Source organism: Caulobacter mirabilis, from assembly GCF_002749615.1.
Lineage (GTDB): Bacteria > Pseudomonadota > Alphaproteobacteria > Caulobacterales > Caulobacteraceae > Caulobacter > Caulobacter mirabilis.
The window spans coordinates 3,788,031-3,801,190 of sequence record NZ_CP024201.1 but is presented as its reverse complement, the minus strand read 5'-3'; the positions used below and the strand labels follow the sequence as shown (position 1 = coordinate 3,801,190).

At 67.5% G+C, this 13,160-nt stretch carries 11 protein-coding genes; 3 read left to right on the top strand and 8 right to left on the bottom strand.

The annotated features are described in order from the left end of the window. Window positions 1-21 precede the first annotated feature (21 nt). Complete coding sequence (locus tag CSW64_RS17960; RefSeq protein WP_099623383.1) at window positions 22-1,074, bottom strand: Rieske 2Fe-2S domain-containing protein; 1,053 nt, start codon at window positions 1,072-1,074, stop codon at window positions 22-24. Between the two features lie 151 nt (window positions 1,075-1,225). Between CSW64_RS17960 and CSW64_RS17955 the strand changes: the two genes are divergently transcribed. Then, window positions 1,226-2,509 (top strand): acetyl-CoA C-acyltransferase, encoded by a 1,284-nt coding sequence (locus tag CSW64_RS17955; RefSeq protein WP_099623382.1) that lies wholly within the window; start codon window positions 1,226-1,228, stop codon window positions 2,507-2,509. 18 nt (window positions 2,510-2,527) lie between these two features. Here CSW64_RS17955 and CSW64_RS17950 read toward each other — a convergent pair whose 3' ends face one another. From CSW64_RS17950 to CSW64_RS17920, 7 genes are all read right to left on the bottom strand, one after another. Beyond that, window positions 2,528-2,917: a helix-turn-helix domain-containing protein gene (locus CSW64_RS17950; RefSeq protein WP_099624330.1), complete on the bottom strand. Its 390-nt coding sequence runs from the start codon at window positions 2,915-2,917 to the stop codon at window positions 2,528-2,530. Between the two features lie 73 nt (window positions 2,918-2,990). Continuing rightward, window positions 2,991-3,206 carry a hypothetical protein gene (locus CSW64_RS17945; protein ID WP_099623381.1) on the bottom strand — a complete coding sequence of 72 codons (216 nt, stop codon included), beginning with the start codon at window positions 3,204-3,206 and terminating at the stop codon, window positions 2,991-2,993. Then, window positions 3,203-3,901 carry an acyl-homoserine-lactone synthase gene (locus CSW64_RS17940; RefSeq protein ID WP_099623380.1) on the bottom strand — a complete coding sequence of 233 codons (699 nt, stop codon included), beginning with the start codon at window positions 3,899-3,901 and terminating at the stop codon, window positions 3,203-3,205. The genes CSW64_RS17945 and CSW64_RS17940 overlap by 4 nt, the downstream gene beginning before the upstream one ends. Before the next feature lie 80 nt (window positions 3,902-3,981). Next, on the bottom strand, window positions 3,982-4,728 hold the full coding sequence (locus tag CSW64_RS17935) for a helix-turn-helix transcriptional regulator (protein ID WP_099623379.1): 747 nt from the start codon (window positions 4,726-4,728) through the stop codon (window positions 3,982-3,984). Between the two features lie 102 nt (window positions 4,729-4,830). Continuing rightward, entirely contained in the window at window positions 4,831-5,976 is a 1,146-nt protein-coding gene (nagA, locus tag CSW64_RS17930) for an N-acetylglucosamine-6-phosphate deacetylase (RefSeq protein WP_099623378.1), read from the bottom strand. Continuing rightward, entirely contained in the window at window positions 5,976-7,031 is a 1,056-nt protein-coding gene (locus CSW64_RS17925; protein WP_099623377.1) for an SIS domain-containing protein, read from the bottom strand. The genes nagA and CSW64_RS17925 overlap by 1 nt, the downstream gene beginning before the upstream one ends. 29 nt (window positions 7,032-7,060) lie before the next feature. Beyond that, the gene (locus CSW64_RS17920) at window positions 7,061-7,798 is read right to left on the bottom strand and encodes a GntR family transcriptional regulator (protein ID WP_099624329.1); all 738 of its coding nucleotides are present in this window, start codon (window positions 7,796-7,798) and stop codon (window positions 7,061-7,063) included. A 302-nt stretch (window positions 7,799-8,100) separates the two neighbouring features. On the opposite strand from CSW64_RS17920, the gene CSW64_RS17915 reads away from it, so the two are divergent. Continuing rightward, window positions 8,101-10,692 (top strand): TonB-dependent receptor, encoded by a 2,592-nt coding sequence (locus CSW64_RS17915; RefSeq protein WP_245863759.1) that lies wholly within the window; start codon window positions 8,101-8,103, stop codon window positions 10,690-10,692. A gap of 135 nt (window positions 10,693-10,827) precedes the next feature. Further along, on the top strand, window positions 10,828-13,158 hold the full coding sequence (locus tag CSW64_RS17910) for a family 20 glycosylhydrolase (protein ID WP_099623375.1): 2,331 nt from the start codon (window positions 10,828-10,830) through the stop codon (window positions 13,156-13,158). Window positions 13,159-13,160: the final 2 nt, after the last annotated feature.

The window sequence follows — 13,160 nt, the reverse complement described above, 5'->3', positions numbered from 1 at the left end:
TCTGTACGCTTGTCGTTCTGGTCAGGCGGCCTGTTCGGCCTTGATCATCGCCTGCAGCATCCGTCGGCCGCGCAGGCCATGGACGTCACTACGCAGCGGTAGTTCCTTGAACTCGCCGGCCGTCTGCAGCAGCCGCTCGATCTCATTGGTCGCCTCGATGTCCTCGAGGAAGATCCGCATCGTCGCCTTGGGATCGGGCTGTGTCCGGGCGGCGATCTCGTGGGTGGTCGGATCAACGGCGCTGGCGGCGAAGTAGTGGCAGGTGGTCAGGGTCGCCGGGGTGACCGCATGGAAGACCCGGACCTCCAGGATCGGCTCATTGGCGCCGGTCGCCTCGGACCGCGGACGGTAGAAGCGATCGTGCCCGTGGTGCAGGCCGGGCATCAGGAAGGTCATGCCGATCTCGCGGTCGACCTTGCCCTCGATGCCGCGCGCCTGACGCGACCAGTCGGTCATGAAGGCGTCTTCGATGTAGCGGGTGCTGCGAACCCAGCCGCCGCCCTCTTCGTGTGTCTCCTGCGTCGCCGCCACGTCCGCGCCGCCGATGGTCGAGGCGTGCAGCACCGTCAGGTGGCTGAGGTCGAGCAGGTTGTCGTTGAGCAGCTGGTAGCGGCCGTTCACCGGCCAGTACATCGGCGGCCGCTTCTTCCAGGCCGGATCGGTCAGGCCCAGCTCGAAGTGGTCGGGGATCAGCGCCGGGTCAGCGCGTTCAGGGTCGCCCGGCCAGATCCAGACCCAGTCCCACAGCTCGATCAGCGGATAGGCCTTCACCCGAGCGTTTGGCGCGATGACGTCCTGACAGGGGATGTGCGAACAGCGGCCGTCGGCCTCGAAGGTCATGCCGTGATAGCCGCAGACCACCGCGTCGCCCCTGAGCTGGCTCTTGCCCAGGGGATAGCCGCGATGGGGGCAGCGGCCGCCGATCGCGACCGGCGTCCCGGCCTCGGTGCGGTAGAAGGCGACCGGCTTGTTGAGAATCCAACGCTCCATCGGCGTGCGGCCGATCTCGCTGGACAGCGCGGCGACGTACCAGCGGTTGCGGGCGGCGTAGACGCCGGGGTCGAAGGGATACATCGGCGGCGCTCCTTCGCTTCGGATCGATAATAGTTAGATATCTAATCTATATGCAAGCCGCGCTGTGGTTGAGCGTGATCATACCAATGGAGGGCTCCCGGCGGCCGGCTATCGCGCCTACCTAGAGTCACGGCTTCCCCTGGAGGATGACATGGCGGCGCGTGCGAAACCCGAGATCTGGCTGGCGTCCGGCGTGCGGACGCCGTTCGCGAAGGTGGACGGTCCGTTGGCCGGGGCCGATGCGATCGGACTGTCCGTTCCGGTGGTCCGGCACATGATCGGCCAGCTCGACGGTGGAAAGCCCGATTTCGCGGTCTGGGGCGCGGTCGCGCCGAACCTCACCTGGAGCAACATCGCCCGTGAGATCCTGATGGACGCCGGCTTCGATGCGACGATCCCGGCCTTCGGGACCGTCATGGCCTGTTCGACCAGCATGATCGGCGCCTTCGAGGCGGCCGGACTGATCGACGGCGAGGCGCGCAACCTGGCGCTCGTCGGCGGCGTCGAGAGCATGAGCCGGGTTCAGATCGGCCTGGGGCAGAAGCTCTCCGACTGGCTCCGCAAGTTCCAGCAGGCGCGGACGCTGAGCGACAAGCTGAATCACCTGTCCTCGCTCAAGATCGGCGACGTGAAGCTGTTCATTCCCAGCGTGACCAACCGCACCAGCGGGATGAGCATGGGCGAGCACACCGAGATCACCGCCCAGGAATGGCGGATCGCCCGGGTCGACCAGGACGCCATCGCCCTGGCCAGCCACCAAAAGGCGGTGGCCGGATGGGAGGCGGGCTTCTTCGACGACCTGGTCATCCCATTCGGCGAAGTGACGAGGGATGTCCTGCCGCGCAAGGACACCTCGGCCGAACGGCTGGCCAAGCTGCCGCCGGCCTTCGACCGGACCAGCGGCAAGGGCACGTTGAGCGCCGGCAACTCGACGCCTCTCACCGACGGCGCCGCCGGCCTGTGGGTGGCTTCGAAGGCGGGGCTGGCGCGGTTGCCCGCCGCCTTGCCGCGCGTGAAGCTGGTCGACTACGAGGTCACCTCGGTCGACTTCCGCACCGAGGGGCTGCTGATGGCGCCGGCCTACGGCGTGCCGCGGATGCTGGCCCGCAACGGTCTGACCTACGAGGACATCGACCTGTGGGAGATCCACGAGGCCTTCGCGGCCCAGGTCCTCTTCCACATCAAGGCTTGGGAAGACCGCAGCTTCCTGCGTGACAAGGCCGGCGTGACTGCGGACCTGGGCGACTTCCCGCGGGATCGCATGAACCCGCACGGCGGCAGCATCGCGCTCGGCCACCCGTTCGGCGCCACCGGCGCGCGTATTCTCAGTCAGGCTGTGAAGGAGCTGGCGTCGCGGCCGAAGGGCAGCCGGGCCATCGTGTCCATCTGCGCCGACGGCGGGCAGGGCACGATGGCGCTGCTGGAGAACGCCTGACGGTCGTCAGGCGGAGAGTCAGGCGGCGGTGACTTCGAAGTCGTCGTCGCCCTCGGCCATGCTGCGGGCCAGGCGAAGCAGGGCGCCGCGCACCTGCGGGCTTTCGATGGAGTCGAACGCTTCCACCAGCTCGGTCACGCCGGGTTTGGCGAAGCGGCCGAGGAGGCCGTTCTCAAGATTCCCGCCCGAGCCGGCTTCTTCGCCGACCAGATAGCCGACGGTGCAACCCAGACGCTCGGCGATCCGAACCAGCATCGAAGCCGACACGCGGTTCGAGCCGCGCTCGTACTTCTGAACCTGCTGGAACGTCAGGCCCAGGTGATCGGCGAGATAGGCTTGGCTGTAGCCGAGCTCCTTGCGGCGCACACGGATACGAGCGCCGACATCGATGTCGATAGGATCAGGCATGTTGTCCACTCCAAGCGTCGTCACTGTACGCACAGGATTAATGCGCCCGGACGGCCCCGGACACAACCTGGCGTCAGTGCGTCGTATGGGGCGTCGCGATGATGGTTGAGACGTCGTCGATTAGGGTCAAGGCGGCCGTCTCGCCCTCGCTCTCCTCGACGTCCGCCACCTTACGCAGCAACAGATTCAGGACCCGGCGACAGTCCGGCGGCAACCGGCGGACGAGGTCCAGGAAGGTCTCGTTCTCGTTTTCGAGAACCTGCGTGTTTTCGTCGCGGCGGAGGGTCATGCGACTTTCCTGAGGGGCCAGGAGCGGTCTGCGCGCATGGCTTGTTCGAGAATCGCGGGGGTCAGCCCGCCGGGCGGAAGACCAGTCATTTCGTAGGCGACGGCCTCGTGAATGCCGTGCATCGCGCGCAACCGGGCGATGAGATCGTCGGTCACCGGGATCTCGTAGCCGACAGCGGCGCCGCCCTCGGGGTAGACCACCGGAACGCCGAGCGGCTTCAGGTCCAGCCAGGCGCGGATGCCGTGGGCGAGAAGTCCGACGTCGACCGAACCGACCAGCCGGTTGACGCCATGCTCGCGGGCGGCTTCCAGAAGGGCGATGCGGAACTCGGCGGCGCGGGTGCGGGCTTCGCCGATCGCGCTGCCGGCGCCGTTGGCGAGGTGCCGGGCCATTTCCCAGACATCGGCGCGGCGCAGAGTCTCGGCGTCGCCCTCCACACAGCCCGGCATCTCGTCGATCAGGATGCTCCAGTCCAGGACGGGCCTGACGCGGACGGACACCTGCAGGCGCCCGGCGATATCGAGCATCATCAGATAGATGGCCTGATCGTCGTCGCCGGGGTCGTATTCGCCGCCGTTGCGTTCCTCGAGGTTCCAGCCGCGTTCGTCGATGAAGACCTCGCGCCGGCGTCGATGCATCGCCTCCAGCTGGACCGCGTAGAACGGCCGTTGTTCGTGGGTGACGACGTGGATCATGACCGACCTCCCGATTGCGGAAGGCACGGTCGGCGAGGCGGCGAAAACCGACTATGGGGCTTTCACCCCATTGCGAGGCGTCAGAAGAGCGGCGGCTGCACCAGACCCAGGGCGAAGGCGCGCCAGGCCAGATTCGCGCGGCTGCCCGCGCCCAGTTTGGCCTTGGCCGCCTCTATGTGGTGGTTGGCCGTCTTGCGGGAGATCGACAGAATCTGGCCGATCTCATCGTCCGACTTGGCCAGGCAGACCCAGTAGACGCATTCCATCTCGCGCTGGGTCAGCGCCTTCTCCAGCGTGGGCTGGGGCGCAGGGGCTTCCATGAAGCCCTCGCCGGCCACCGCGTAGAGGCTGGCCAGGGCGTGCGCGGTCGAGCGCTCCATCTCGCTGAGCTGCCGGCCGCGCTCCATGGTCAGATCGACGATCGACAGCCCGCCGTTGATGCCGCGAACCGGGCAGATGAGGACTTCGGAGTTCCACCACTCGAAGGCCTCGCCGAACAGGGTGTCGGTCTTGCGATCGACGCCGCGCAGGGCGGCCTCGCTCCAGGTGAACGGCTCGCGCGACTGGAACGACATCGGAATGGCGGTGTCGAACCGGGCGTAGTTGTTGGCGAAGTAGTGGTCGACCCAGCCTGGCGGCGGCTCGCCGAACACGGGACGGGGCGGCAGGGCCTGACCGTTCGCCGACAGGCGGATGTAGACCGCTCCAGTGAACCCCATGGCCTGCACCGCGCCCATGAAGCGCCGGTTCAGCTCCTCAAGGGAAGAGAGTCCCTGGGCGTCTTGCAGGAACCGGAAAACCGTCGCGCGCGTCAGGTCGTCTAGCATTACGGGGCTGCCCCAGGGTGCGTGCGCAAGCTAGCGTCATGCGGGCGTTTTGAGAACAGGGGTTCGCCGTTTGCGAGTCCTTGCCGCTATCTTGGCGTGTATCTAGGCGAAGCGGGCTCCCGAAGGGCGGCCGTCGATCCAGGTCTCGAACACCCGCAACTCGTCGTCCGCCAGCACCAGATCGGCGCGTCGGCCCGGCGCGATGGCGCCGCGTTCCGTTTCCAGCCGCAGGAAGGCCGCCGGAGAGCCGGACGCCATGAGCGACGCCTCGGCCAGCGAGACGCCGGTCAGGCCGACGGTGTTTCGCACCGCCGAGGCCATGTCGAGGTGGGATCCCGCCAGCGTGCCGTGCTCATCGACGCAGACGCCGTTGCGGACGCTGATCGCGCGGCCCTGAAGGACGAATGTCGTCTCGTCGGTGCCGACGCTCGGCATCGCGTCCGTGACCAGCATCAGGCGATCGCGCGGGCGCGCGGCCATGGTGATCCGCAGGACCGGCGGGGCGACGTGGCGGCCATCCACGATTAGGCCGCACCAGGCGTGGCGGTCTTCCAGCGCCGCGCCGACCACGCCCGGCTCGCGATGGGTCAGTGGGGACATGGCGTTGAACAGGTGGGTGAAGCCGCGCAGGCCATTGTCGAGCGCCGACCGGATGGTGGCGTAGGTGGCGTTGGTGTGGCCGGCGGAGACGATGATGCCGGCTGCGGCCAGTCGAGCAATCGTCTCCGGCGTCGTGGTTTCGGGCGCCAGGGTGACCAGGGTGCGGCCGCGCCCCAGACCGGTGAGGACCTCGAAGGCTTCGTCGTCCAGGGCGCGGAACTTGGTCGAGTCGTGGATGCCCTTTCGCCGGGCGTTCAGGAAGGGCCCTTCGACGTGGATCCCGAGGACGCCCGGAACGCCGCGCGCGATCGCTTCATCGACCGCCTTGATCGCCTGCCGGACCACGCTGAGGTCGTCGCTGATCAGGGTCGGCAGGAAACCGGTCGTGCCGAAGCGGCGATGCGCCGCGCCGATCCGTTCGATGGTCTCCACCGTAGGCGCATCGTTGAACAGCACGCCGCCGCCGCCGTTGACCTGGGTGTCGATGAAGCCGGGCAGCAGCAGCCCCTCGCTCAGATCCTGGATCCGGGCGCCCTCCGGCGCGGCGTCGGCGAGCGCCAGGATGCGGCCGTCCTCGATGAGGACGACGCGATCTTCGATGACGCCGGCTTCCGTCAGGACGCGGCCGTTGACGAGCGCGGTGATCATCAGCGGGTTTCGGTCACTTTGCGCAGGTTCGGCGGCTGGTCGGGATCGAACCCGCGCCGGAAGGACAACGCGTTCGCCATGCGATAGAAACTCTGGATCATCAGGATCGGCTCCAGCGCGGGATGCGCGGCCAGGGCCGGCAGCGCGCCTTCAGGGCCGTTGACGCCTGCGAACAGCATGTTGGCGCCCCGAGCGGCCAGGTCGGCGGCGGTGGCCTCGACGCCGGCTCGCGTCTCGTCGTCCTGGGCGAAGACCAGGGTCGGGAAGCCCGGCTTGACCAGGGCGCGGGGGCCGTGGGCCACCTCGGCGGCGCTGAACGCCTCCGCGTGCAGGCCGCAGGTCTCCTTCAGCTTGAGCGCCGCCTCCTGGGCGACGCCGAAACCTGGTCCTCGGCCGATGACGAACAGGTTGGTCGCGGGCGCCAGGGCCTCGACCGCCGGCGACCAGTCCAGCGCCAGCGCTTCGGTCAGCTGTTCGGGCAGTTGGTCCAGCGCGCACAGCAGCGCCTTGTCGTCGGTCCAGGCTGCGGCCAGGTTGGCCAGCGCCGTCAGACTGGTGATGTAGGACTTGGTCGCGGCGACGCTGGTTTCCGGACCCGCGCGCAGGGGGATCGCCTCGTCGGCCAGCTCGGCCAGCGGCGCGTTGATGTCGTTGACCAGGACGACGACATAGGCGCCGGCCTTCTTGGCGGCTTCGGTCGCGGCCAGCAGGTCGGGGCTGCGGCCCGACTGGGAGATGGCCAGATAGACGACGCCCTCGAAGTTCGGCGTGCGGGCGTAGACCGAGCTCACCGACGGCGAAAAGGACGAGGTCAGCACGCCGGCCCGCATCTCCAGCAGATAGCGGCCATAGGTGGCGGCGTGGTCCGAACTGCCCCGGGCGCAGGTGACGACCGCTCGCGGGTTCATCTCGCGCAGCCGGGCGCCCAGGCGGGCCATCCGCTCGCCGTTGATCTCGAGCTGGCCGGCGACCGCTCCGGGCGCCTGCGCCGTCTCGAGGAACATCCGCGAGCCTTCCGGCGAGCCTGGGTTCCGCTTCACGTTCGACGACTCCATGCTGAGCAAGACTCCCACGTCAGGCCTCTTCAAGACAGATCATTGAGTTCGGCGACGAAGTCGTAGGCGTCGCCGCGGTAGTAGGACTGGGTGAACTCCACGGTCCGGCCGTCCTTGGCGAACCCCCGGCGCTCTATCAGCAAGGCCGCATCGCCGGGCTGCACGCCCATGAGCTGGGCCTGCTCGGCGTTCAGCAGAACCGCGCGCAGGCGCTGCAGGGCGCGCACCGGTCTGGCGTCATGGGAAGCGAGCGCCTCGTAGAGCGACGCCTCGACGACCTCGGTCGAGGGCAGGGTGAAGCCGGGCACCGTCGAATACTCCAGCGCCATCGGCGCATCGTCGGCGTAGCGGATCCGGTTGAAGCGGTAGACGGGCGAACCGGGCGACAGGCCCAGCCGCAGAGACTCCTCCGGTGTCACGGTTCCGGCCGATCGGTTCAGCCAGACGCTGTGCGGGGTGCGCCCGCGGGACAGCATGTCTTCGGAGAACGAGGACAGCTTGGAGAAGCTCTTCTCTACGCGCGCGGCGACGAAGGTCCCGGCGCCCTGCCGCCGCGTGAGCAATCCCTCGGCGACCAGGCCATCGAGCGCCTTGCGGACGGTGATGCGCGAAACCTTGAAGTCGTCGGCCAGGTCGCGTTCGGCGGGCAGCGCGTCTTCCGGCGCCAGGACCTTGGACTGGATGGCGTCGCGCAGCGCGCGCTGCAGCTGGCGATACAGCGGAGCGGGGTCGTGCTCGTCGAGCCGCCCGACCCGCTCGGAAAACATCGTCACGCCGCCTCTCCCTTCCGAGGTTCCCCACCTTTCGGCACCTTATGGCATGACCATTCGAATACCAATAGCCAGAACATCTGCGATTTGTACTTTTTTGGTATTGTCATCTTTCAATTTTTCATCACAGTTCGCGTTGGGGGAGCCCGAGACCTGGGGTTTTGGCCACGCTGTGGTTTCAAATTGGTCTTGTTTCGGGCTCTGGGTCGGCTGCGGACAGTGTCCGGACTGAAAGGGAGGGTCAGGTAATGGTATTTCGAAAGGCATTGCTCGTCGCGTCGACGAGCGCGCTCACGCTCTTGGCGGCGTCTCCGGCGCTGGCGGCCGACGAGCCGAAGGCGACGGACGTAGAGGCGGTCGTCATCACCGGCATCCGCGCCTCGCTCCAGGAAGCCCTGGAGTCGAAGCGAAAGGCCGATCAGGTGGTCGAAGTGATCACCGCCGAAGATATCGGCAAGTTCCCCGACATGAACGTGGCCGACTCGCTCGGTCGCGTTACGGGCGTCAATGTCGTCACCGGTTCGGCCGCCGCCGGCGGTTTCGGTGAGAATGAGCGGATCGCGATCCGCGGCACCGATCCGAACCTGAACCTGACGCTGTTGAACGGGCACGGCGTCGCCACCGGCGATTGGTTCGTCCTCGACCAGACCAGCGGCGGCCGCAGCTTCAACTTCAGCATGCTGCCGTCCGAGCTGGTCGGCCGGATGGAAGTCATCAAGAGCGCCCAGGCGAACATCCCGGAAGGCGGCGTGGGCGGCACGGTCAACGTCCACACCCGCAATCCGCTGGATCTGCCCGCCTTCACCGTCAACATGTCGGCGCAAGGCGCCTATGCTAGTCGTCCCGACAAGTGGACGCCGCAGCTCTCCGGCATGATCAGCTGGAAGAACGACGCCGCCACGCTCGGCATCCTGGTCGGCCTGTTCTACGAAGCGCGCGAGTTCCGCCGCGACGGCCAGGAGTTCCTCGGCTACGGCGACGTGCCGAACTTCGCCGGCACCGGCCAGACCGTGAAGGTCCCGAACCTCATCGGCTGGTCCTACTTCACCCAGGAACGCATCCGTAAGGGCGGCAATTTCGCGATCCAGTGGGAGCCCAGCGACCGTGCAGCGCTGACGTTGTCGGGCCTCTACACCAAGATGGACGCTGACAACGTCAACGTGAACTCCATGCTGTGGGGCAGTTGGCTGGTCGGCAACGCGATGAGCGCGCTGACCTCCTACACGATCAAGGACGGCTACCTCACGGCGGCCTCCTGGGGTCCGATGGCCGGCGCCACGCCGGTGCGGGGCCGCGTCCAGGACGACATCTTCCGGACGGCGCATTCGACGTCCTGGTTCCTGAACCTGGACGGCCGCTACGAGCTGACGGACAGGCTGAGCGTGTCCGGCCAGATCGGCTACGCCGAGGGCGAGGGCGTGACCAGCGACAGCGCGGCCTGGGAAACCTACTGGCACACCGGCGCCAGCTACGAGTTCAAGGGCAAGCGCGCGGATGTTTCCTATCCGCAGCTGCCGTCGGACCCGACCTCGCCGGCCTATCTGAACAACTTCTTCGGCTGGTCGTGGGGCGGCAAGGTCGAGTCGCCGGACACCGAGTTCTACGCCAAGGGCGATGTCGACTATCAGGTCGACGAGGGGTCGGTGCGGTCGATGCACTTCGGCGCCCGCTACACCGACCATACGCGCGAGCTGACCAATACGGCCTATGCCTGGGCCGGCAACGGGATCAACTCAGGCGCCTCAACCGTCGATCTCGGTTCGGTGTATAAGGGCGACCAGACTCCGAGCAACTACTTCGACGGCATCGGCCCCGGCATCCGGTACTCGCTGGCGAACCGTCAGGCGGTGTTCGATCTGCTGAACAGCACCCATGGCGGCCGCCAGTTCGCCTTCTACCCGCCGGCGAGCTTCGCCGTGTCGGAGAAGACGGCGGCGGTCTACGCGATGGCCAACCTGGGCGGCGACCGCTGGCGCGGGAACATCGGCGTCCGGGCGGTCCATACCTCTCAGGAAACCACCCAGTACTCGGGCCAGGCCCCGGTGCTGACCATCGACAATGTGTTCGGCAGGTTCGGTAAGATCGAGACCTCGCGCGACTACTGGGACATCCTGCCCAGCGCGAACATCGCCTTCGACCTGACTGACGACATCATCCTGCGCGGTTCGGCGGCCAAGGTCATGTCGCGGCCAGGCTACGCTCAGCTCGCCGGCGCGGTTTCGCTGATCGAGACGACGCTCACCGGCACCGCCGGCGGCAACCCGAGCCTGGATCCCTTCCGCGCCAAGCAGTTCAACCTCGGCGCCGAGTGGTACTACGGCAAGGAGGCCCTGCTCGCGCTGAACTTCTTCTACCTCGACATCGAGAGCTATGTGACGATGTCGGATCCCTACCCGGAGGTTCACCGGACACCGCAGAATCCGAACGGCGCAACCTTCCGGATGCAGCGGCCGATCAACGGCGGCGGCGGCACCAACAAGGGCTTCGAGATCAGCCTCCAGCAACCGGTGGCTTACGGTTTCGGCTTCATCGTCAACTACACCTACGCCGACGCCAAGACGGATGCGGGCGCGCCGATCGACGGCAACTCGAAGAACACCTACAACCTGACCGGCTACTTCGAGAACGACTGGCTCAGCGCCCGTCTGGCCTACAACTTCCGCTCCAAGTTCAAGAGCGGCAACGACCGCGGCTCAGACATGTGGCAGGACGACATCGGCTCGCTCGATGCGTCGATCAGCGTGAGCGTGTCGGACAATGTCGCGCTGACGTTCGACGCCCAGAACCTGACGGATCAGCAACTCTACTACTACGTCGACAACCCGAATATCCCCCGGGCGGTCTACGACAACGGGCGCACCTTCTACGTCGGCGCTCGGGCCAAGTTCTAGGCTTCCCTCCAGAGGACCGGCTTCTTGCGCGGCCGGTCCTTCCTACTGCGCGGGCGGACGGACAAGGTCCGCGATTGACCAAATCCGTCCGCCCGCGTCTTGTTTTCCCCTGTCTGACAGCAGCGTGGCGACGCGATGCCTTCGAGCCTTCCTTCGGCGCCCTGGCGGGGCGTCTTCCTGGCCGCCTGCGCGGCGGTCCTGAGCGCCGCTTTCCCGGCCTCGGCCGAGACCTCATCCCTTGCCCTGACGCCCGCGCCGCGGCTGGTCGAACAGGCCGCCGGCGCCTTTCCGCTCGATCGCGGCGTCGAGATCGTCGTTCCGGATGGCGACGCGGGCGCGCGAAACGCGGCGTCCTTTCTCGCGGGCCTGATCGCACGGAGTCACGGCTTCACGCCGGATATCCGCGAAGGCGCGGCGGGCGCGCGTCCGGCCATCGTCTTCGAGACGAGCCAAGTCTCTGGCCCCGAAGCCTATGCTCTGACAGTGGGCCCAGACCGGGCGGTGATCCAAGCTTCGGGCGATGGCGGCCGGCTGTACGGCGCCACGACCTTCTGGCAGCTGGCGACCCAGGCGCCGGGCGCCAGGACCGTTCCCGCGGTTCGCGTGGAGGACGCGCCCAGATTCGGCTGGCGCGGGCTGATGCTGGATTCGGCTCGCCATTTCCAGAGCGTGGAATTCATCAAGCGGTTCATCGACCAGATGGCCGTCTACAAGCTGAACGTTCTTCACTGGCACCTGACGGATGACCAGGGCTGGCGCCTGGAGATCCGCAAGTATCCGCGCCTGACCGGGGCCGGCGCCTGTCGCGTCCCGGCTGGCGAGGCGCAGAAGGACATCGACCCCGCGACCGGCCGGCCGCGCGAGTACTGCGGCTACTACACGCAGGATCAGGTCCGCGAGATCGTCGCCTACGCCGCGGCGCGCAACATCACCATCGTGCCCGAGATCGACATGCCGGGTCACGCCCAGGCCGCTCTGGTCGCTTATCCCGAAATCGGCGCGGCTCTGACGCCGCCGAAGACGGTCGAGGCCGACTGGGGCGTTTTCCCCTACCTGTTTGGCGTCGACGACACGGCGATGGGCTTCGCCCGCGATGTGCTTGACGAAGTCGTGGAGCTGTTCCCGAGCCCCTACATTCACGTCGGCGGGGATGAGGCGGTCAAGGATCAGTGGAAGGCCAATCCGGCCGTTCAGGCGCGGATGAAGGCGTTGGGCGTCAAGGACGAACATGCGCTGCAGTCCTGGTTCATCCACGAGCTCGAGCTGCATCTGAAGGCGCGCGGCCGGCGTCTGATCGGCTGGGACGAGATCCTCGAAGGCGGCTTGGCGCCGGACGCGACGGTGATGTCGTGGCGCGGGTTGGACGGCGCCGTCGCCGCGGCCCGGATGGGCCACGACACCGTCCTTTCGCCGCAGCCGATGCTCTATCTGAACCATCGCCAAAGCGGCGCGCCGGAGGAGCAGCCTGGCCGCGGCAAGGTGGTGACGCTGAAAGAGGTCTACGCCTTCGACCCCGCGCCGTCGCAGATGACGGTCGATGAGCGGCGGCACGTGCTTGGCGTCCAGGCGACGCTCTGGACCGAACATATGCGCACCGAGGATCGGGTCTGGCGCTCGGCCTGGCCGCGCGCGGCCGCCGTGGCCGAAGCCGGTTGGAGTGATGAGGGGCGCCGCAGTTGGGCCGGATTCAGCGCCCGCCTGCCGGTCGAGACGGCGCGGTTGGCGCTGCTCGGCAATCCGTTCGACATCCTGGCTCTGGAGCCGACGCTGGTCGCTGACCGCGCAGGGCGGCGGGTCCGAGTGGGGCTCGGCGTTCCCGCCGGCGCCGGCGAGATCCGCTACACGACCGACGGATCGACTCCGACGGCGAAGTCGCCGCTGTATGGCGAGCCCATCACGGTTCCGCTGGATGCGACGGTGCAGGCGCGGACCTTCGTCGACGGGCGACCGCTCGGCGAAGCGCGGCGTTGGACGGCCGACGCCCGGCTGGCCGGAACCCGTTACAGCGGGCAGCTGGCGATGTGTTCCGACAAGTTGAATCTGGCGCTGGAGGACGACGCCCCCCTGCGCGGCGAACGGGCGGTGTTCCTGATCGACATCCTGGAGCCCTGCTGGCGTTGGAACGCCGCCGATCTGACCGGCGTCTCGCGCATCGAGGTCGCGGTCGGACAGCTGCCGTTCAACTTCCAGATCGGCAAGGATATCGAGAAGATCACCTTCCGCCCGCCGGCGACCCCGGCCGGAGAACTCGAGGTGCGGGCTGGCGGCTGCAAGGGCGAGCGGATCGGCGTTCTGCCTCTGGCTCCCGCGGTCGACAATCCGGCCGTCACCGTCCTGACCGGCGCGATCGCATCGCGAAGCGGCAAGCAGGATCTCTGCTTCACCTTCACCCAGCGGGGCGTCGAGCCGATGTGGGCGATCGATCGCGTCACCCTCGTTCCCGGCGCGATGGCCGGCGGGAAGTAGCG

Bases quoted from the DNA above. Each gene is read 5' to 3' on its own strand.
- CSW64_RS17960 (WP_099623383.1), bottom strand. From the start codon at position 1,074: ATGTATCCCTTCGACCCCGGCGTCTACGCCGCCCGCAACCGCTGGTAC.
- CSW64_RS17955 (WP_099623382.1), top strand. From the start codon at position 1,226: ATGGCGGCGCGTGCGAAACCCGAGATCTGGCTGGCGTCCGGCGTGCGG.
- CSW64_RS17950 (WP_099624330.1), bottom strand. From the start codon at position 2,917: ATGCCTGATCCTATCGACATCGATGTCGGCGCTCGTATCCGTGTGCGC.
- CSW64_RS17945 (WP_099623381.1), bottom strand. From the start codon at position 3,206: ATGACCCTCCGCCGCGACGAAAACACGCAGGTTCTCGAAAACGAGAAC.
- CSW64_RS17940 (WP_099623380.1), bottom strand. From the start codon at position 3,901: ATGATCCACGTCGTCACCCACGAACAACGGCCGTTCTACGCGGTCCAG.
- CSW64_RS17935 (WP_099623379.1), bottom strand. From the start codon at position 4,728: ATGCTAGACGACCTGACGCGCGCGACGGTTTTCCGGTTCCTGCAAGAC.
- nagA (WP_099623378.1), bottom strand. From the start codon at position 5,976: ATGATCACCGCGCTCGTCAACGGCCGCGTCCTGACGGAAGCCGGCGTC.
- CSW64_RS17925 (WP_099623377.1), bottom strand. From the start codon at position 7,031: ATGGAGTCGTCGAACGTGAAGCGGAACCCAGGCTCGCCGGAAGGCTCG.
- CSW64_RS17920 (WP_099624329.1), bottom strand. From the start codon at position 7,798: ATGTTTTCCGAGCGGGTCGGGCGGCTCGACGAGCACGACCCCGCTCCG.
- CSW64_RS17910 (WP_099623375.1), top strand. From the start codon at position 10,828: ATGCCTTCGAGCCTTCCTTCGGCGCCCTGGCGGGGCGTCTTCCTGGCC.